Raw genomic sequence first — 18,420 nt, 5'->3', positions numbered from 1 at the left:
CCGAAAAGCACCAGTGTTAAGTTAACTGGATCAGATTTCAATTGTTGAAGTGGATCATTTTTGCATTGCTGGTAACATCTAAACAAGCTAACCTGAAGAAAGGAGTCATAGATATAACTAAAGTGGGTCTAAATTCAAAATACTGTAGCGCTACACAAGGCAAAAAGGGTTTTAATTAAGAAATTCCAATAAAGATTTCCTGTAACCTTATAAACTAAATACACTGTTACCACATTCAATATTTGATGGTTCTAACCCAGTTCAATCACAATCTATGATTGGAATATCTGACCAGCGGGTTGTGTAATGGGGCGATAAAAAAGCCCGTTTCATGTTCCATGATTTTGTGAGCTTTTCACTTCCTAAAGATAAAGTGCCGACCCCATAACGTTTATTTATAGCATCCAAACACGCCATTACTTCTGGGTTATCTTTACTTACAGAAAACATATCTGCTTGTTGAAATAACTCACCTTCTAATTCTATTGCGCCAATACCGCAGCGATAAAAGCGCGTGTTAGCCTTAAAAATATCATCAATAACATCTGAAACAGCATTGGCTATAACACTGGTATCTGATGTAGGTATAGGAAAATCATAGAGCAACGATTTCTTATAATACACGTCTTCGTGTGGCGAGCTTGCAGCGAATATCACGAGTCGTTTTGCTAATGACTGCTGTTTCCTTAGTTTGCTGCCAACAATCGCTGCGTGTGTTACGAGGGCTGATTTTAATGTATTTAAGTCACTTACTCTTTCGCCGAAACTTCTCGTTGAGTAGATTTCTTTTTTATTCTGTTTTACTTCATCCCAACTTAAACAGGCGATGCCGTTAAGCTCACTCACAGTCCTCTCAACAACAACGCTAAACATACGTCGCATTTCTTTAGGGTTTTGATTCGCTAAATCCCATGCACTTTTAATTCCCATCACCTTGAGTTTTTTACCGAGTCGAGAGCCAATACCCCAGACATCGGTAACATCCATACGCATAAGGACTTCCTGCCGTGAGATATCATCATTAATAACAGCAACCCCGTTATAACCAGAGAGTTTTTTCGCCGCATGGTTGGCTGCTTTAGCTAACGTAGGCGTAATACCAAAGCCGACACCAACAGGCAAACCAGTTTCGCGCCATACAGCTCGTCGTATTGTGTGTCCGTAGTCAGCCCAGTCATTAATAATTCTAGAAAAACCAGTAAAACGTAAAAATGACTCATCAATACTATAAACATAATGGTCATCACAAAAACGATTTATGACCGTCATCATTCTTTCACTCAAATCAGCGTAGAGTTCATAATTTGAAGAGCGCACAACGACATTATGCTGCTCTAAATAGGGTCTAATTTTGAAGTAAGGTTCAAATTTCGGGATATTAAGCTTTCTAGCAATAGGGCATATGGCACAAATACACCCATCGTTATTTGTTAGAACAACAACAGGTTTAAAGCGAATGGATGGGTCAAATACCTTCTCCGCACTGGCATAAAATGCCACTGCATCTACGAGGGCAAACATCGATTCACCTCAGCTTTATTTCTGTGTAGGCGGATACTAGCAGTAACGACGCCTTCGAGCTTAAAGTCGTCATCATTAGAGATATAAACAGACTTATAATCTTTAGAGGCAGAGATAAGTAAGCGTTTCGATTTATCTATGATTTTACAAACAAACGAACCGTTATAACTAGCAACAATAATATCGCCGGTACTTACATCCTCAGCTCTATCAATGACTAGTAAGTCACCATCGAATATTCCTACTTCTTGCATGGATTGCCCAGAAGCGATACCAATAAAAGTAGCATTCGGGTGTTTAATGATTAGTTCATCGATTGAAATACCGAGCTCTACATATTCTGCGGCAGGAGATTCAAAGCCGGTAATGCCTGCTTCTATAAAAATTGGAATAACGAACATACACACCTCAAACACTGTTTATATATACAGTTTAATTTAAGGTTTAAATTATGCCAAGGTTCTTTTTGTGAGACGATAGTTTTATTAGAGCTGATATAAGCATGTTTTAGGCTTAAAGATGAAAAACCCCTTTAATAACAATTAGTAAAATTACCATCGGTTTGTTAAAATTTCACAAAGGAATTATGAGCTTACTCAAAGCTTATTTTAATTATGGAATAACTTACTAATGACTTTAGTTAAAAACACTATTGCATCTTTTCTAATACTTAGCGTTATTACTGGCTGTTCAGCCTCTAGACACGCCATCATTGCCGGTGACTCTGAATTAACAGATGCTCAAGTGTGTCGAAACTACCTTGATGATAAAGATATCCTCGCTAAAAGTTATACCACCGAAAATACTGATGAAGCGAACTATATCTTCGCGCTTAACAGAGAAGTTAAATATAGAGCACTCACTCAATACAAATGTGAGATATTAGCTGCACAAGACAGAAAAGAAATCGCTCAAGGCGTTGTTGCTGCTGTCGTTGCGGTAGGTGTCGTCGTTTTAGCTGTTGCTGCGGCAGGAGCTGGCGGGTCAAATAACTATTCTTCTGGTTATGCATGGGACCAGTTTTATGATGGTAACTACAACTTAGTCTAGCGCTGTCGAGATAAGTCTACGGGCCAATTTGCATATAACAGCGCTTGCTCTGGACAGTATCAAAATGACAATACATGGACTGGGAAGTAGCTTTCCCATTAAATTTTAAAAGCATAATATTTGAGTTCTACAAATTAAAATTATCAGTCACCACAAATGAGATCTAGCTTATTAACTCATTTATTATATGTGACATATTTAAACCGAAATAGGTACCAAGAATCATAATGAAAGCATCCACAATTTCACTGTTAGCAACACTTATTTTCTCAGCTACCTCTTCAGCAAATCAAGAAATCGACTCATTTAGCAAAGCTAAACGACTTCTAGAAAAGCAGGTTTATAACAATCACCGCATTACACTTTATTGTGGAGCGACATTTGACGCTAGTAAAAGAGTAACCGCACCGGAGGGCTTTTCTACAACAAAGTACATCAAACGAGCAGAAAAAATTGAATGGGAGCACGTTGTTCCAGCAGAAAACTTTGGTCGTACTTTTAGCGAATGGCGAGATGGCCATAAGCAGTGTGTAAATAGTAAGGGGAAGTCATTTAAAGGTCGAAGGTGTGCTGAAAAAGTAAATACAGAATACCGTTTTATGCAAGCTGATATGTTTAACCTTTATCCGGCCATGGGCGCTGTGAATGCTCTGAGAAGCAATCATAACTTTACTATGCTTCCTGCGGCTAAAAGCGATTTTGGGCGTTGTGCGATGAAAATTGATAACAGCAAAGCTGAGCCACCTGAAATGGCTAGAGGGCAAATTGCGCGTACTTATCTGTATATGGAGAACACCTATAAACGATACAGCATGAGTAAATCACAACGCCAGCTAATGAATGCGTGGGATAAAATGTATCCTGTAGATGCTTGGGAATGTACTAGAGCAGAAAAAATTTCAAAGCTACAAAAGAATCAAAATGATGTAGTAAAAAGTCGCTGTGAGAGTAGAGGCCTTTAAACATATCATCTTAATCATGATTTATGAAAGCTTAGAATTAATAATCAATTTAGTGATCAACGTGAAACCCTCAGCTTTTATTAGTTAGTTTTTAATTCAGAATGAGCAGCTTTGAGCGATAACCGGTCAGTCAAAAGTTTTGATATCTGAAGTCATATTTGACTCTCGGCTTTTCCAACTTTGAGAAAAAACAGAAACTGAAAAATCCAACGCTATTGTTGGCTTGGGGGCCACTACTTTTAAAGCAATGGCTGGACAAAGTAAAACAGCCTTTAAGGCCTATAAAGCGTTTGCCATTGCCCAAGCTGTTATAAATACATACCAAGGTGCAACTGTAGCCTATACGTCTTTGGCCCTTATTCCTATTGTAGGGCCTGTTTTGGGTGGTGTTGCAGCTGCGGCAGCAGTGATGATGGGTTTACAACAAGTACGCCAAATCAAAGCCCAACAACCGGCGGGGATTGCACACGGTGGTTTAGACTATGTGCCGAATGAATCTACCTATGTATTACAACGTGGTGAGCGTGTATTAAGCCCTAAACAAAATACTGAAATCAGCCAAATAGCGAGGCGTTATAACGCAGGCGGTGCGGCTAATGATGGTGCCGGCTCTGGTGGTGTAAGTATACATATAACCAACCAAATTACTGTGCAAGGCGGTGCTAATGAGCAAAAATCGCAATCCGTTGGCTAAGACATAGCACGCCAAGTTGTGGTGGCTAACATTCAAGAAAATGGGGCGATTATTCGTGCAGTACGTGGTGCAGCTTAGTTGTTAAGTGGTTGAGATTGGTGTAAAAAGGAGTTTTAAAGCGAGGGAATGTTGATGAGTAAAAAAGACAGCGATTTATTTATTGGCTACTGTGTATTGGGCTTAACTTTATTGGCTATAGCAGGGGTTATAATTACTTACAGTATACACTTTCCTTATTTTACGTGGGAAATCCCAAAAAACCTTACTGAGCATCATGCAGCGAACTGGTCTACTACTGCTTCAATTATTAATGGGCTATTAACTCCAATTTTACTACTTGCGAGCGTTATATTGATTTGGCTCACGTGGATATCTAGCAAAAAAGAGTTTCAAAAAAACAATAATACTTTAGAAAATCAAATCAAGAGTCAATCAATGAGGGATGATTTATCAATTTTTGCCAGGAGAACAAGTCAGTTGAATGAGAGGTTTACTGAAAAAAAATATAGTATTAATACTGATGACATTTTCTCATTAAGCAACCTATTGCTATCTACTCTAGACCAGTCAATATTAGTTAAAATTTATAGCAATATTTCTGATGAATTTAAAAATGACTATGTTCAAAATAAGCAACTCGATCCTTTAACAAATACATATATGTGTGTTTTAAAATATCTAAGCCAGTATAACTTTTCCTTGAACCAAATATTGGCATCCTCGCATGCTAAAGTTAAATCTGAAGTGGAGCTTTATCGTAACTTAGAACATCGTGTAGGCTACCCTAAAGAAATTGCTCGTTATCTTATTTGTTACATCTTATACCAAGGGGAAAATAAAATTAGAGAATTTGTGATGTTTGACTTACTAATAAAAAAAATAGAAGAAGCAAATAAAATAAATAAAAACAGATATGTTGAAGAGTTTTATTACAATTTCGAATCAATTGTTGCTGAACAGCTTATTAAACTGACTTATGAAAACTCTGAAAAAACTTTGAATGTAATAAAATTAATTGATTAACAATTGAGCGAGAAAGTTTTAAATGACTAAACAAGAAGCTTTACAAAGAAAAGAGAGTGAGTTTCTCAAGATCATAATGATAATAGCGCTAAGTGTACTTTTAGGTGTTGGCAGCACATTCGGATATTTTTTTGAATTTTCGCCATCTAGAGAATTTAAAACTTGGGTTGATACTGCGACAATATTCACAGGCGTTGCAACCCCAATTTTGTCTACTGTGTCTGTTTTTTTATTGTATTTTGTTTGGAAGGATAATCGTAGAGAACTCGCAGCTACCAAAAAGGCACTTACAGAACAGTCTGACACGCAGAATTTTAGAGTTATAAAGGATGCTGTTTTTGAAATTGCATATCAAGCAAAATTACGCCTTCAAAATGATGTTGAAATTCTCGAGACTGATAATAGGATAGAGTTTGTTAATTTGGATCAAGGAACACGGAATGTAATTGATGATTATTACCTAGAAAATATGAAAACAATACCTTTTGAAGAGTTCCTCTTCAGTTACTTTGTGTTTACCAAAGTCAAACCTATTGAAAAAAATAAAAAGAATCTACAGCATATTGATATGTTGTATTCTGAAGAAACTTTTTATTTTATTGATAAAATTAAATCCATCGCGATGTTTATGATGAAAATAAAAAGTATTGAATATAAGAGTATTCTTGAAATTACTTTATTTTCTAAACTAACCATCTTTTCTTGGTTAATGTTCACTGAGATAGCTTTCCACTTATATAAAACAGCTAAGGAAGAAGAGAGAAAATATTCTGAGCTTGTATTTCTCGAGATAGCTGGTTTAACATGTAGGCAAATGAAAGAAGTTTATTGGCTTGATTCATTATCTGAACAAGTACTTTCAGAGCTAAAAGAGCGTAAGCTACTTTAACTATGTAAACCCCTTTCCAGCCGAAAGCTCGCCCACTAAATTTTATACTCGTTACCAGTGTTTTATTATGAAACTTGGTAACGATGCAATTACTCCCCTTATCCAAATGACCTAAGCTCTCTAACTTTACGTTAGTGCCCAATAGCCAATCCCATTTAAACAAAGCCAATAACGCCACTGAGGTTTACCACCTTGAAGGCGCCTATTGGGAGTTTGAAATAGAGCTTGCCAATGTTCCTGAAGCTCCGAAGATCCGTGCCTCTAACAACACGCACAGAGCTGTCATTCGGCTCTAAAGCGTTTTTGTCCAAAAGTGAGTTTCAATCTTTGTTGTCACAATTTTTCTTTGGATAGGCACGTTGATTGAATCTAAGTTTTGATCTTTATTGTCATACATACCTTCTATTGACACGAAAGGAACGGACTGGGAAGGCAAAAAAGTTTCAAACATTATTGTCTTCCGACATCAAATCAATTTACTAACCTCTAAAAGTGATGGCTTCTTGTTAAATTAACCAAAGGGACAGATATTGGCTTCAGATATTGCAGTCTGATGACTATGCGCATCACGCCCTAAGGCACTTTACTTTTAGGCGTTATATCCATATTCGAGCCTGTTTACGGTATTTTTAATTAATTCACGGCCAGCTATAGTATCTATAAATGTTAAAGGTTTTTTAGAGTCGAATTGGAGTGAAGGGGTATTTAACCAAATATTAAAACGTTCTATATTTTCAAAGTAATCAAGACAAAAAGAGTAGACTTTTGCAATTTCAAATGTACTTTCACTTAAAGTGGTATTTAAAGGCTTTAATTCTTTTTTATAGCGTAAATATGAGCTATTGCTAGTTCTAATAGCTGAAGAAAATGCTCGTATACCCCAGCCTAACTCTATTCTTAAACGCTCAGCATTTTTGATATCTACACCTTGATGTATAAAGTTAATTTGCTCTAGATGACTTGATTTTTGACTGATCTTTCTATTGGTTAAAATCTCTATAAAGTCTATTTTTTTATGAATTTCTGAGAAGCTATACATAGCAACACCTTAAATTAAGTTATATTTCCTCGCGTAACTGAAATCGATGTTACCTGTAGAGGTCTACTTAAGGTAAATTCTAGCGTATTTACCGCAATTCACTTAACCCCAAAGCAATAGCCTCTTGCTGAAAGCGGCCTGATATATTAATAATTCGCTCATAGGCACCGGTTAAAAAATGCTCCTCTGTCGCTTCAGGCCTATTGCTCATAACTGGCTGATCAAAAAAGTCAGCAAAGTTATCAAAATCAAACTGAGCTTTGGAAGGTTTTTTACTTTGTTTATTAAAAGTAATATCTCTTGAGTTTTTATCTGAAATGTCTTCTGCAGTAGCTTCAATTTTTTCAAACTTAACTACATCAGCTTCTAATGGAACATCTTGATTAACTCTATACGCGTATTCTAAAAGTTTAGGCTCGGCAGGCATATACATAATGGCTTCTTGGTTTTTAGAGTTAGTAACCCTTAGTATACGACCCAATATCTGCCTAAAATGCATTTCTGTTTTTATGTTTGTAAGATGACAGCAAACCTGCAAACGAGGGATGTTTGTACCTTCGCTAATCATACCAACAGAAATAATCCATTTACTGTGCGCATGTCTAAACTGCTGAATAATACTTGTAGGTTCACTTTCTCGGTAGGTCACTACAACGCTATCCTCGTCAAAGTAAGTCCGCATTAATATAGAGATTTGATGGGCATGCTCAACAGATGCCGCAACAATCAATCCCGCTGCATCGGAGTTTTTCAATCTAATTGAAGTCAGCTTTTTTTGAGCGGAAGAAATCATGTATTTTATTACCGCTTCATTTTCAATAATTTCTTGATAAGAAACGCCAGAGTCGTTTAATAACGCTTTAAAGCAGTTAAATGTTTTGGTTTCAGCGTCATCTACAACTGTAATGCGGCTATTATCAACAGCTATTATTTGTGGAACCCGACAAACATTATCTCCAATAGCCTCAGAAAGCCCGTAAACATAGTCACACGCTATTTTGTTGTTAGGCTGCTGATATGATGAAAGAACAATAGGAGCAGCGTCAGAGCGCCAAGGAGTGCCTGTTAAAGCTAATGTGCATTGTGCTTTATTTTGAATGTTAAGTATTATCTGCTCACCCCACGCATTAGCATTATCAATATTAGAGCCTGCACAATGATGAATTTCATCAAATATTACAAAAACTCGATATTGTTCAAATAGCTGCCAAAAGTGCACATCTAAATACTGTAAGCTTTGATACGTTAAAGCTCTACCTTTAGCGCCAATAAGCCCATCAAATCGTTCATTCGTTTTTAGCTGTAAGCTTTCCTTAAAGTCTTGAGATACAATCGAAGACGGGGAAAAACAAATAATTAAATCGACCATATTATTTTTTAATAACTGGTTAGCTAATTCCGAAGCCATCAAAGTTTTACCCGCCCCAGGAGTTGCCAAGGCTAAAAAGTGGCTATTGCCGTTCTGGTATTGTGTAAGCGCTAAATTAATACATTCGGCTTGCCATAGTCTTAGTTTCATATTTTATCTAATGCTTCGTTTTGCTTCAGTAAGCCTTCGATCGCTCTAATCTTGCCAAGTATTCTTGTATTGTTGTCTCTCGCTTTGTTGTATTGTGGCTGAAGTTCATCTACCAGTTCGGGTGACTCCAAATAAAGCTCTTTATATGCCTCAGACTCCCCCAGATTTAATAATAACTCGGCTTTGTAATGATTTAACTTACCAAGTAACAGTACGTGTTTATTATCAGCTTTTTCTGCAATAGTAATAGACATTGCACTAGCTAAGTGAGTAATTACCTCAACGTTAAAGTTCTCTGTTTTATTGAATCGCGTAAATCCTTTTTTATTTGATACCACCTTTTTTAACCAACCTTTTTTAACAAGCTTGAGTAGTTCGGCATATATACTTCGTCTAACTGCTGTAGGTACTAAAGAAAAATCATTTTTTAATGTTAAGTACGCCGAGCGTACATCACTTGTTGTAAAGTTATCAAAATTTGGTGCAACAATAATTTGAGCTACAAGAGGGTCAAATTTCAAAGTAAATCCTAATAAGCTTCTTATAATAATGGGTATTATAGGGCGTGGTAGTTAAGCGCTCAACATGAAAATCTAATCATTTTACCTTGAGGAAAATCAGGTGAGTGATTTAATTAAATATTTTGGTGAAAAGCTACGTGAAAAACGTAAAGAAGCTGGCTATTCGCAAGAAGGTTTTGCCGCCTATGTCGGTATAGAGCGCGGTAACTATGGAAAAATGGAAAGAGGTAATGTGAATATTAAGCTAGAGACATTATACAAGCTAGCTAATGCGTTAAATTGTGAATTTGAAGACATAATGCCTCCAAGATTGATGTATAAACTTAGCTTAGATTAATTAAAGTACTGGGCTTTCCATAGTTTGCTTATATAAGCTTAAGCTTTACGCGCACATTCAGCGGTAACTTAGTAATTGCTAATGCTAATTGGTCTGCCGCATTTTGTGCTTCTAAATCTTTAATACGCTTATTTGCTGCTGTTGCATTAGCATTGACTTTAGGCCTAGATAAAGACGCTATACCTGTCCTAGGCTTTGCTATGCGCTCATCTTTACGTTTCATCAGCTCACTGTTGATACCACCACTTCTAGTTCCATCAGCCTCTTCATTACCTTCAAGAAAAGTTAGCAGCTCTTCGGAGTAACTACTAGTATAAAATAATGCTTGAGTTGTAGCTCCTATCGCCTTGGCTACCTCTGATTTCTGCACTTGAAAGGTCTTGTTCGTGCGAAATTTAGAAACTGTTTTGTGCTTATTTATATACGCATACTTTTCTTTTTTTATGCTGTTAATTGTGTCATAAGCCGCAAGCGATGCGTTATCTTCTGAAACCCAACTAGGTAACTCTCTAGTCTTATCTTTATCTTGTCCGACAGATTGAGCGAGCAAGTCGTTAAACTCCATTGCTAACCTCCAATAACTAAAGCATCATCAAGATACTGAATATGATTGTCGTATTTATTGCTGGCGCTATTACGCTTTAATTGCAAAAACTGCTTTTTAGCTTCGCTCACAGTTGATTTCGATTTCATTTTAAAAAACTCTGGAAGCTTCGGATCTTTAAGTATATTCACATGGTTTTCGACATGCAACATGATCCCAATCACATGACCATCATCGACATTACTATTGATGCAACCGAGGCACAATGAAGGATCAGCATTCTGCGCTTGAGGTTCGCTATCTATGGCACACTTGGCTTGCTTCTCCGTGGTACCTCTGACAATACAGTTATTCCAAGCATTAGCGGTTATATCGATGACTTCGGTAGCTGTAAATTGGTCTGCGACTTCGGCTAGCTGCTCTAAGGATAGTACTTTAGTTGCTTTACCAAGACGCCGCATTAGCACATCAAATTTTCCTGCGTATGCACGCTGTTCGTCACGCAATGTCAACATGTGCATTTTGACAATGCTACTTATCACTGCTCGTTTAGCAATATCATGAATATCTTTAAAGTTTTTCAGTCTCAGGTAACGCATAAAAAAGCGCTCATCGAGGTGTTTAAAATGCGAGCGAATAAACCAACCGACATCGCCAGAGTATCTTCTCAGTACTGCTTCTGCCCAGATATGCCTAAAAGCATGCGGTGTAGGGTAAGCACAGTTTTTAAGGACACTTGTCGTACAGGCTCTCACTAAATCCTTCGGCAAATCGGATGGGCTATTGATGGTTAACTCATTTAGCTTTTGTTTCAGAAATGGATCCATCTTCTTCTGCCATATATCAATTTCATCGATATTTAACGTTCCTTTGACAAAACCAAATAAATTATGAGCTGGCTTGCTGTTTTTATTTCTGGCAAACAGACCTGATACTTGTAAGATTGGTAACTCATTAGTCACTTTTTGCATTGTGTGACGAAAGTCCGCCGTATAAGCATTGTCTGGATATGTTTGAGTTAATCTGGTGAATTCCAAACGCTCACCTTCACTTAGTACATCTATTTGTTTTAAGTAGTCTAACCTTTTCAATTCTTTAAATGGAGTGTAGTAATGTACAAAATGAGCCCACATGCGTATCACACGATAAGGAAACATATTCGATGATAGGTGGACATCTGGGGTGATTTTTCCTAAGGAATAGAGACATGGCGCAACGTTACTTTCCCCATTAAAGTAATTGAGCTGAAAGGCAAGCAAGTACGCAGACAAGGTAATTTCACGATCTAACTTAGTCTTACCATTAGTCTTTGGCACAACCCAGTTGAGCATAAAGCGAAACGGGTTGTAAGTGCTATCAAGGATATCTTCGTTGTTTTTAATGGTAATGGCTGACAGTGGGAAATCATATTCGCTGGCTCGCCATCCTGTGAGAGAAAGCATTAAGGTGCAGCCAGAAGCTTCTACATTACCAAGAAGTTCTCGGATTCCATGGCCACCATTAGATTGGAGGATGTTAGCCTGATGGAGTAGCTGCTCTAAATTTTGTTTATTTTTCGGTATTTTCGCCAACAACTGCCTTTTAGTCTCAGTGCAGGCTTTCAAAAACTGAATTAAAGTAATCTGGCGTTTGCCTTTCAAGGTCGCACAATATTGTTTTAATAACGCCTCGGGACCTCGTGGCAATGGAGTGTTTATTAAATCGGTTAACAACATGGTACGCAAGAACTCGAAACTATCAAAGCGATTAGGTAACTCGAGTTTTTTTGATAATAATGCCAACCCCTGCTCACTCAACAAGATTGTTTCCTCATGAACTAGCTGATATTTTTTCTTGAAATAGTCATGAGTTACCCTTTGAATTAACTTACACCTCTCCTTGGTAATTACAAATTGACCCTTTTGTCTGCCGCTGCTTATTAAGAACGGAGCTGTTAAAATATTTCGACCTGTAAGCTCTGCTCCAATATGAGTTATCAGATGCCTTTCAACTTTTAGCCGGCTGCCCATTTGGTGTTCAAATACTTTCTGAATAAGTTCAGGTAACTCTTGTAAACATAAATGCAATGTTTTGGCTAGCGGATAATTTTGCTCAAAATACTCGCTACAACAATCTATATAGTGGCGGCCTATTGCTAGGCCTAAGAAGTTAAATGAGCCTCCAGCCTTATAGTCGGTAAGAGTGAGTCCAGTCACCACTTCGACCGCCGAACTTAGTGCTTTTTTGAGATGAAATTCTGGGATAGGAGATAGTATCCCTTCAATACCATAAAGATCTAAGGCATTTCGTATTTTATCTATACTAATACTAAAAGCAGCTGCATAGGAAAAGCTTGAAAAACGCTGCTTAACCCCTGAGCTTCTTACATCCATCGTCAACAAGTACTGAAACATTGCCTGATAGTTTTCGTTGGATTCCAAACAAATTATCTTTCTCTCAGTGAAAAAGGCAAAAATACGCGTAAGCTGATTAAAGCCTAGAACATAAGCACCAGAGCTACTTGAAGAGGCAGTTGATAAAAAAATAATTTTCGCCAATTCGACACTTGTGATTTGGTACTTATATTCATCAAATACCAACTCTATTGTTTCAATAAATTTGACATAAGGGGAGTCAAATAGTGAAAAATCTAGTGTTCTTACTTCCGTATTATAATTAAACTTCCAAATCATTGAGTCAAATTTAGTGCCATCAATGGGTGTAAGCATCATCAGTTCATCATTTAGATGTTGTAATAATCCGTTACAGTTTGATAAAAGAGGTTTTGCTTGGGTTAATAGCATATCCTTTTCCTTTTAAGTTAATTGGGCAGTAAACAACGGAAGTAGATGAGCCTGATATGTTTTGTACATAACATCCCCTGCTTTTACAGTTTTTTGACTGAAACCTTTTTCGTTTGGTATTTTTAGATTAGATGCATTGAGTATTACTTCTATCCACTCACAAGTGGGTAGCACAGTATATTCAAGAAAAACGGGGTTACTCATAAGCAGTTGTTTGTATGATCTTTTTGCTTCTGTAACGTAATGTTGCATTTGTACATAGGTTTCTGGTGTATCTAGTAAATAAAGGGTATCAGGATAAGCACCCCCATCTGATTCATGTCCTTTAACCATGCCTAACTCATTCACCTTACCTGTAGTTTCTGTAACTAGCTTTAACCGCGATAGCACATCATTCTTCTTATCATTAATGACTTCCAGCGCCTGGGTAAAATCTCCGTTAAATACTAAATCACTGGACGGGCTTAATACATTAATCGCTAAATCATTCATCACCGAGCGGGTTACTCTACCGCAGTTATTTAACCATTCTTGATTCTCTGCTGTCATGTATCTATCACGCTCTATTTCATTTTCATGTGAATTATAATTTACTAGGTGACCGACGCGGTATTTATCTGAACGTGAGTGTATAGACGAATTTTTAACAGCAGCGAGACCAAACCAACTCAAAGAAAGAGGAGTACCGGCTTGAGCAAGAAATGATCCACAGGGATTATCTTTCAAGTTACTCTTATTCCATAAACTCTTTGTAATGCCATGAGACGTCATGGCATTTATACAGTCGAGAAACACCGAGGTTGTGTCGCGTTTACCAAGCTGGTGCAATATTTTGGTATGAATTATAGAGAAGGCTGCCAATTTGAATATGTTGCTAATAAAAGTAAAAGGCCCGCATACTTTTTGCTTATATAAATTGGGTATACTTAAAAGCGTACCATCTGCGTCACTATTCAATGTTTTTCGGCTTATGTAGTTTAATATCGCTTTCCCCTCAATGTCGCTAGTCGCTAGCAAAGGTATCTCTTTGTAGTTATGAGCTCGGCTTTTGTAGTATTCACAGCTAATATGAGTGACAGAGCCATCGTTGCGCTCCATAAAACGAAAGTCGCTTCGTAAAAGCTTGGGTATATCGCTAGGCTGTACCGCTTGCCATGCCATCAACCACATAAAACATATTTGCTCAAGTTCGGTCACTGGTATTGGAGTAATTGGGGTTACCTTACGTGTTTTTTGCTCAGCACGCTCCACTATAGCCATTATGATGTCGTAATTAAACAAAGCTTTGGCTGTATTAGTGACTGTAACAATATCACTCTTAATAGGCTGCTTTACTACCCGCATCCCATTCTTTAAACGCTTTAAATTATCTTCATAAGCACTAGAGTTAGATAAATCAAACAGCAATACTTTTATGCAATCTGGCGTTTCACTGCTGAAATTCTCGCAAAAAATATTAATTAAATGCCTCAGTAGTGCACGTTGGTGGCTTGAATCATCTTTTATCGTGCGTTCTATGCTCAGCATGCCTGTGGTTATTTTATTTTCAAGACAATACAATTCTAGCTCATTAAGTAATTGCTGAGCTTCCAGCATCAGAGCCGCAACTGTAATAGAAAATGAATTCATCAATGCCTTAGGACTTGCAACACGATTGAACAAGTCATTATCCATATATTCACGTAACCACTGCATTTGACCAAAGTAGTTCGTAAGGGTAATTTGTTGAGGCTCGGCCTCTTTCGACAACTTAGTTTTATTAACTATTGTCCGTATATACGCTATTTCTGATTGTGACAGCGTACTTTGGAAACTCTTCAAGCCCAAGCAAACCTTAAGGGTATTTAATATAGCTAAAGCATTTGAAGATTGCGGTTTTACGCGACACTCATTGACTCGAAAGGTTTCGAAATCCTTAACAACTTTCGCTCGGTTGCTATTGTCAATTCTGTGCTCGTTCAGCCAGGGGACAAAGCTTAATATCCCCAGAGATATAAATCTCAATTTTGTAGAGCTGTAATTATTCGAATGAGTTTGCACATCATGTAATACAACAGCAAGGCAACGAAACAACAATTTGGCATCGGCATGTTCGTTGGTGCACTCAAAGATATTATAGGACTGGCGTATACCAAAACTTTTTGGCAGCACAATACGTGTATAAATAATAGGCATTGGTGTGGTTTTTTGTGCGCGCAGGAAGTCCTCTTGTAATAGCTGTTCTTCCGTTAGCATATCCACATCTTCTTGGCCGCTCAATATATCAGTATCATCCATTAGATTAGCCCTTCCATTGACATTTTTTCCCTTGCACTACGTATATATCTTCGCGTTACTGTTAAACCTTTATCTTTACCTGCTAATGAGTGGCCTAGTAGTTCAGCTATTTGAATCATCACTGCACTGTTTGCAGTTATCGCGTCGATTTCATTTCCGATATTTTTTGCGTACTCATAAAATTTATCAGTACCAAAACTGTGCCGCATAACGTGAAATACATGGTCTTTATGTATTTTATAAGTATGTGCGTTATCTCTATCTTGGACCTGCAATAACTTATCTTTTGCGTTTTTGAATATGCTAGATGCCTGTTCTTCAGTGATCGATTCACCATAGGTGCTGTTATCAACTTTTAGGAAAAACGCATTGGATTCTGAATTAACTGGACGTTCTTGTTGATAGTATTCTTGCATTTCTTCTAATAGACCTGCCTCAATATACAGGTTGCGGGACATGCCTCCTTTGCCCGGTTTAGCTTTACTATTTACACCTGGTAAAAAGTATGTAAAAACCGTTTGGTTAGGATTCGCCTTCATTTCATCAAATAAAGTGAGCAAGCCTTTACGCGTTTTTTGCCCATACTCAAAATCGTTTAAATAAAATCCTGCAATCTCTTTAGCTCTAGTACCGACTTCTGATCCGCATTTCAATATCAACTTGTTACGCATAGTGGTGCACTGGCGATATAGTGCGTTGCGAGTGCTTTGTGGCAAGTATTTAACTGCTTCGCGACGCATTGTATTTTTTTTGGCAATCGTTTTATTGCCAGGTGCAATGCTAAGAGACTTGTATGATGTTAAGCCTATCTTAGTAAGGTAATTGTAATATGAGGAAAGTGCTGATACACACTGTGTTGCGGATGTCATACTGTGCTTTTGTTCCAATATAAAAACATCATTAATATAATGATTAATGATTTCTGGGGGAAGATTGTGATTTAGCATTAACCAATTTTTATCTGGACTTACTTGGCCGCTCTGATGTAAGTAGCGTAAAAAGCGATCTAAATGTGATATGTATTGTGAAGCTGTGACTTTGCTAATATCTAATTCTATAAGTTGTGTTTGATTTATTCCGTTTTTTAATTTTTTATCTATCTGTATGTAATGCTTTAAGTGATAGTACAGTTGTAAGGAATAAAAACTAGGGATAAGGATAAGGCAATCATCATCGGCAACAAACACATCGAGCTTTTCAATTGTGCGAGATCCATGCTTAAAGTTTTTAAGAATAACCTTTTTCATCTACACACATAAAATGTAACTCATCTCATACTTTACTATAGCATAACCTCCCGAATACCCATACATATTTAACATTTTAATTTGTACTCGTTAAAAGTACCTTGCGTTCGAACTCAGGCAATTCATCCAAAAAAAGTACGCCATTGTGTGCCAGAGAAATTTCACCAGGCTTGGGATTTGAAGAGCCCCCCACCAAAGCAACAGCTGAGCACGTATGATGTGGATTACGAAATGGCCGCTGTCGCCAATTAGTTAAATCTATAGATTGTCCAATAATAGAGTAAAGCGCAGCTGTCGAAATAGCTTCATCGTCCGACATAGTAGGCATTATAGTTGCCATTCGCTGGGCCAGCATCGATTTACCAGTACCTGGAGGACCTAAAAATAGTAAATTATGCCCGCCAGCTGCAGCAATTTCGAGTACTCGCTTTGCACCGGGCTGACCTTTCACGTCGCTTAAATCGAGTAAAAAATCAGGGGCTTGTGTGCAGTCGGGATACTCTATATTTAATGGTAAGGGTTGTTGATTAAGTAAGTCCCCCCACACTTCTTGAATAGAGCTTACGGCTTTGCGTTTAACGCCATTAACTAGGCTTGCTAGGCTGTCGTTTGCAAGAGGTAAAAAGCAGCAGCGATCTTGCTCTTTTGCAGCAAGTACCGAAGGTAAAATAGCGTTTACACCACGCACCTCACCATTAAGAGCAAGCTCCCCATAAAACTCATACTTATGAATATCAGGACACACTATTTGTCCAGAGGCGACTAAAATACCCACCGCAATAGCAAGATCAAACCGTCCACCATCTTTTGGCAAATCGGCAGGGGCTAAATTTACAGTTATTCGTTGATCGGGAAAACCAAATTGTGAGTTTTCGAGTGCGCTACGTACCCTGTCTTTCGACTCTTTAACAGACGCTTCGGGCAGGCCTACAATATGAAAAGCAGGTAAACCATTTCCTAGGTGAACTTCTACAATAACTTCAGGGGCATTTATACCCACTTGAGCACGAGAAAATATACGAGCTAACGACATTCCTTATCCTAGTAAATGGTGTGATTACACCAGTTTAGTCAGGATATTTAAAAACGTGTAATGTGATTTGCCATTTTATAGCAGCCAAACGAAGTAATAAGGTCATTAACATACCTAATACCATCGCCATTTCGGTTACTAACGAAAAACTAATGCCAAGCGTATAAACAGTGCCACCCGCTATACAGGTAATAGCGTAAAGCTCACCTTTTAATAGCATAGGGATCTCGCGTGCAAGCACATCTCGAATTAATCCACCAAAGCAGCCTGTAATTACAGCCATAATTACCGCAGTCATATCGGGCATACCAACAAGCTGCGCTTTTTGTGCCCCCATTACTGCAAAAAAAGCTAAACCAAACGCATCCGCTGTTTGTAAAATATAATGAGGTATCGGCTTTTGTTTATTTATAAGGCGTGTTGTAACAAATACTGAAGCGAGTATGGCAAAAAAGTAACTTTGATCGTGTAACCAAAACACAGGAACATCTAAAATTAGATCTCGCACTGTACCACCACCAATAGCAGTTACTGTCGCTAAAACTACGACCCCAAAGCCATCCATTTTTTTCTCGTACGCTAGCAAAGTGCCCGATACAGCAAACACCGCAATGCCTATTAAATCAAACCAGTGGTAAAGTTCAGTCATATTTGTAACAACCCAAAAACATTTGTGCCGTTTTAACACAAACCAAACAAGGTTTTAAGTAATAACGATTTATTTTAAGAAGTTTATAACATTTTTGAAGTGTATCTCAGGGGGCGGGAGCTTGCGCTTATGAGAAGTGAATGCCTCATGCAGTGAAGATTATCTTTAACCTATAAGCTAAATCACCACACTCATCAAATTTCAGGCATAAAAAAACACGCTTTAAGCGTGTCGTTTCATTCTTATTTATTTCAGTGGTTGCGGGAGCCGGATTTGAACCGACGACCTTCGGGTTATGAGCCCGACGAGCTACCAGACTGCTCCATCCCGCG

The 18,420-nt window shown here is 37.8% G+C and carries 16 protein-coding genes, 1 tRNA gene and 1 pseudogene; 6 read left to right on the top strand and 12 right to left on the bottom strand.

Annotated elements, in window-relative coordinates:
* Positions 1 to 261 precede the first annotated feature (261 nt).
* Together AAEY62_RS19535 and AAEY62_RS19530 are read right to left on the bottom strand one after the other, a co-directional pair.
* Entirely contained in the window at positions 262 to 1,521 is a 1,260-nt protein-coding gene (locus tag AAEY62_RS19535; RefSeq protein WP_350544894.1) for a Y-family DNA polymerase, read from the bottom strand.
* A complete protein-coding gene (locus AAEY62_RS19530) occupies positions 1,506 to 1,922 on the bottom strand; it encodes a LexA family protein (RefSeq protein ID WP_007583926.1) in 417 nt (138 codons plus the stop codon). Before AAEY62_RS19530 ends, AAEY62_RS19535 begins: the two co-directional genes overlap by 16 nt.
* Positions 1,923 to 2,151: 229 nt before the next feature.
* Between AAEY62_RS19530 and AAEY62_RS19525 the strand changes: the two genes are divergently transcribed.
* From AAEY62_RS19525 to AAEY62_RS19505, 5 genes are all read left to right on the top strand, one after another.
* A complete protein-coding gene (locus AAEY62_RS19525; protein WP_350544892.1) occupies positions 2,152 to 2,571 on the top strand; it encodes a hypothetical protein in 420 nt (139 codons plus the stop codon).
* A gap of 227 nt (positions 2,572 to 2,798) precedes the next feature.
* Positions 2,799 to 3,533, top strand: coding sequence for an endonuclease (locus AAEY62_RS19520; RefSeq protein ID WP_350544889.1), 735 nt, complete (start codon positions 2,799 to 2,801; stop codon positions 3,531 to 3,533).
* A 223-nt stretch (positions 3,534 to 3,756) separates the two neighbouring features.
* Complete coding sequence (locus AAEY62_RS19515; RefSeq protein ID WP_350544887.1) at positions 3,757 to 4,227, top strand: hypothetical protein; 471 nt, start codon at positions 3,757 to 3,759, stop codon at positions 4,225 to 4,227.
* Positions 4,228 to 4,359: 132 nt separating this feature from the next.
* Positions 4,360 to 5,250 carry a hypothetical protein gene (locus AAEY62_RS19510; RefSeq protein ID WP_350544884.1) on the top strand — a complete coding sequence of 297 codons (891 nt, stop codon included), beginning with the start codon at positions 4,360 to 4,362 and terminating at the stop codon, positions 5,248 to 5,250.
* Positions 5,251 to 5,272: 22 nt separating this feature from the next.
* A complete protein-coding gene (locus AAEY62_RS19505) occupies positions 5,273 to 6,139 on the top strand; it encodes a hypothetical protein (protein ID WP_350544883.1) in 867 nt (288 codons plus the stop codon).
* Positions 6,140 to 6,728: 589 nt separating this feature from the next.
* Here the strand turns inward: AAEY62_RS19505 and AAEY62_RS19500 are convergent.
* The 3 genes from AAEY62_RS19500 to AAEY62_RS19490 form a co-directional block, all read right to left on the bottom strand.
* Positions 6,729 to 7,178, bottom strand: a complete 450-nt coding sequence (locus AAEY62_RS19500) for an Xre family toxin-antitoxin system antitoxin (RefSeq protein WP_350544880.1) — start codon at positions 7,176 to 7,178, stop codon at positions 6,729 to 6,731.
* 88 nt (positions 7,179 to 7,266) lie between these two features.
* On the bottom strand, positions 7,267 to 8,697 hold the full coding sequence (locus tag AAEY62_RS19495; RefSeq protein WP_350544878.1) for a DEAD/DEAH box helicase: 1,431 nt from the start codon (positions 8,695 to 8,697) through the stop codon (positions 7,267 to 7,269).
* Positions 8,694 to 9,218, bottom strand: coding sequence for a VspR family transcription factor (locus AAEY62_RS19490; RefSeq protein ID WP_350544875.1), 525 nt, complete (start codon positions 9,216 to 9,218; stop codon positions 8,694 to 8,696). The genes AAEY62_RS19495 and AAEY62_RS19490 overlap by 4 nt, the downstream gene beginning before the upstream one ends.
* Before the next feature lie 100 nt (positions 9,219 to 9,318).
* On the opposite strand from AAEY62_RS19490, the gene AAEY62_RS19485 reads away from it, so the two are divergent.
* Positions 9,319 to 9,555, top strand: a complete 237-nt coding sequence (locus AAEY62_RS19485; protein ID WP_350544872.1) for a helix-turn-helix domain-containing protein — start codon at positions 9,319 to 9,321, stop codon at positions 9,553 to 9,555.
* Between the two features lie 28 nt (positions 9,556 to 9,583).
* Here AAEY62_RS19485 and AAEY62_RS19480 read toward each other — a convergent pair whose 3' ends face one another.
* The 7 genes and pseudogenes from AAEY62_RS19480 to AAEY62_RS19450 all read right to left on the bottom strand — a co-directional run bounded on the left by AAEY62_RS19480 (position 9,584) and on the right by AAEY62_RS19450 (position 18,420).
* On the bottom strand, positions 9,584 to 10,120 hold the full coding sequence (locus tag AAEY62_RS19480; RefSeq protein ID WP_350544870.1) for a hypothetical protein: 537 nt from the start codon (positions 10,118 to 10,120) through the stop codon (positions 9,584 to 9,586).
* A gap of 2 nt (positions 10,121 to 10,122) precedes the next feature.
* Complete coding sequence (locus AAEY62_RS19475) at positions 10,123 to 12,882, bottom strand: hypothetical protein (protein ID WP_350635847.1); 2,760 nt, start codon at positions 12,880 to 12,882, stop codon at positions 10,123 to 10,125.
* Positions 12,883 to 12,894: 12 nt separating this feature from the next.
* Positions 12,895 to 15,159, bottom strand: a complete 2,265-nt coding sequence (locus AAEY62_RS19470) for a hypothetical protein (RefSeq protein WP_350544865.1) — start codon at positions 15,157 to 15,159, stop codon at positions 12,895 to 12,897.
* Positions 15,159 to 16,406: a tyrosine-type recombinase/integrase gene (locus AAEY62_RS19465; protein ID WP_350544862.1), complete on the bottom strand. Its 1,248-nt coding sequence runs from the start codon at positions 16,404 to 16,406 to the stop codon at positions 15,159 to 15,161. Before AAEY62_RS19465 ends, AAEY62_RS19470 begins: the two co-directional genes overlap by 1 nt.
* 94 nt (positions 16,407 to 16,500) lie before the next feature.
* Positions 16,501 to 17,439, bottom strand: a pseudogene (locus AAEY62_RS19460) (YifB family Mg chelatase-like AAA ATPase); the annotation flags it as partial.
* Positions 17,440 to 17,473: 34 nt separating this feature from the next.
* On the bottom strand, positions 17,474 to 18,088 hold the full coding sequence (locus tag AAEY62_RS19455) for a trimeric intracellular cation channel family protein (protein WP_007587018.1): 615 nt from the start codon (positions 18,086 to 18,088) through the stop codon (positions 17,474 to 17,476).
* 255 nt (positions 18,089 to 18,343) lie between these two features.
* A tRNA-Met gene (locus tag AAEY62_RS19450) sits at positions 18,344 to 18,420 on the bottom strand.

Origin of the sequence: Pseudoalteromonas sp. GW168-MNA-CIBAN-0100 (assembly GCF_040309225.1) — a bacterium.
Lineage (GTDB): Bacteria > Pseudomonadota > Gammaproteobacteria > Enterobacterales > Alteromonadaceae > Pseudoalteromonas > Pseudoalteromonas arctica.
This window is presented reverse-complemented; position numbering and strand designations above follow the sequence as displayed.

What these genes read in the sequence shown, in the direction of transcription:
- AAEY62_RS19535 (WP_350544894.1), bottom strand. Translation starts at nt 1,521, where the DNA reads ATGTTTGCCCTCGTAGATGCAGTGGCATTTTATGCCAGTGCGGAGAAG.
- AAEY62_RS19530 (WP_007583926.1), bottom strand. Translation starts at nt 1,922, where the DNA reads ATGTTCGTTATTCCAATTTTTATAGAAGCAGGCATTACCGGCTTTGAA.
- AAEY62_RS19525 (WP_350544892.1), top strand. Translation starts at nt 2,152, where the DNA reads ATGACTTTAGTTAAAAACACTATTGCATCTTTTCTAATACTTAGCGTT.
- AAEY62_RS19520 (WP_350544889.1), top strand. Translation starts at nt 2,799, where the DNA reads ATGAAAGCATCCACAATTTCACTGTTAGCAACACTTATTTTCTCAGCT.
- AAEY62_RS19510 (WP_350544884.1), top strand. Translation starts at nt 4,360, where the DNA reads ATGAGTAAAAAAGACAGCGATTTATTTATTGGCTACTGTGTATTGGGC.
- AAEY62_RS19505 (WP_350544883.1), top strand. Translation starts at nt 5,273, where the DNA reads ATGACTAAACAAGAAGCTTTACAAAGAAAAGAGAGTGAGTTTCTCAAG.
- AAEY62_RS19500 (WP_350544880.1), bottom strand. Translation starts at nt 7,178, where the DNA reads ATGTATAGCTTCTCAGAAATTCATAAAAAAATAGACTTTATAGAGATT.
- AAEY62_RS19495 (WP_350544878.1), bottom strand. Translation starts at nt 8,697, where the DNA reads ATGAAACTAAGACTATGGCAAGCCGAATGTATTAATTTAGCGCTTACA.
- AAEY62_RS19480 (WP_350544870.1), bottom strand. Translation starts at nt 10,120, where the DNA reads ATGGAGTTTAACGACTTGCTCGCTCAATCTGTCGGACAAGATAAAGAT.
- AAEY62_RS19475 (WP_350635847.1), bottom strand. Translation starts at nt 12,882, where the DNA reads ATGCTATTAACCCAAGCAAAACCTCTTTTATCAAACTGTAACGGATTA.
- AAEY62_RS19470 (WP_350544865.1), bottom strand. Translation starts at nt 15,159, where the DNA reads ATGGATGATACTGATATATTGAGCGGCCAAGAAGATGTGGATATGCTA.
- AAEY62_RS19465 (WP_350544862.1), bottom strand. Translation starts at nt 16,406, where the DNA reads ATGAAAAAGGTTATTCTTAAAAACTTTAAGCATGGATCTCGCACAATT.
- AAEY62_RS19455 (WP_007587018.1), bottom strand. Translation starts at nt 18,088, where the DNA reads ATGACTGAACTTTACCACTGGTTTGATTTAATAGGCATTGCGGTGTTT.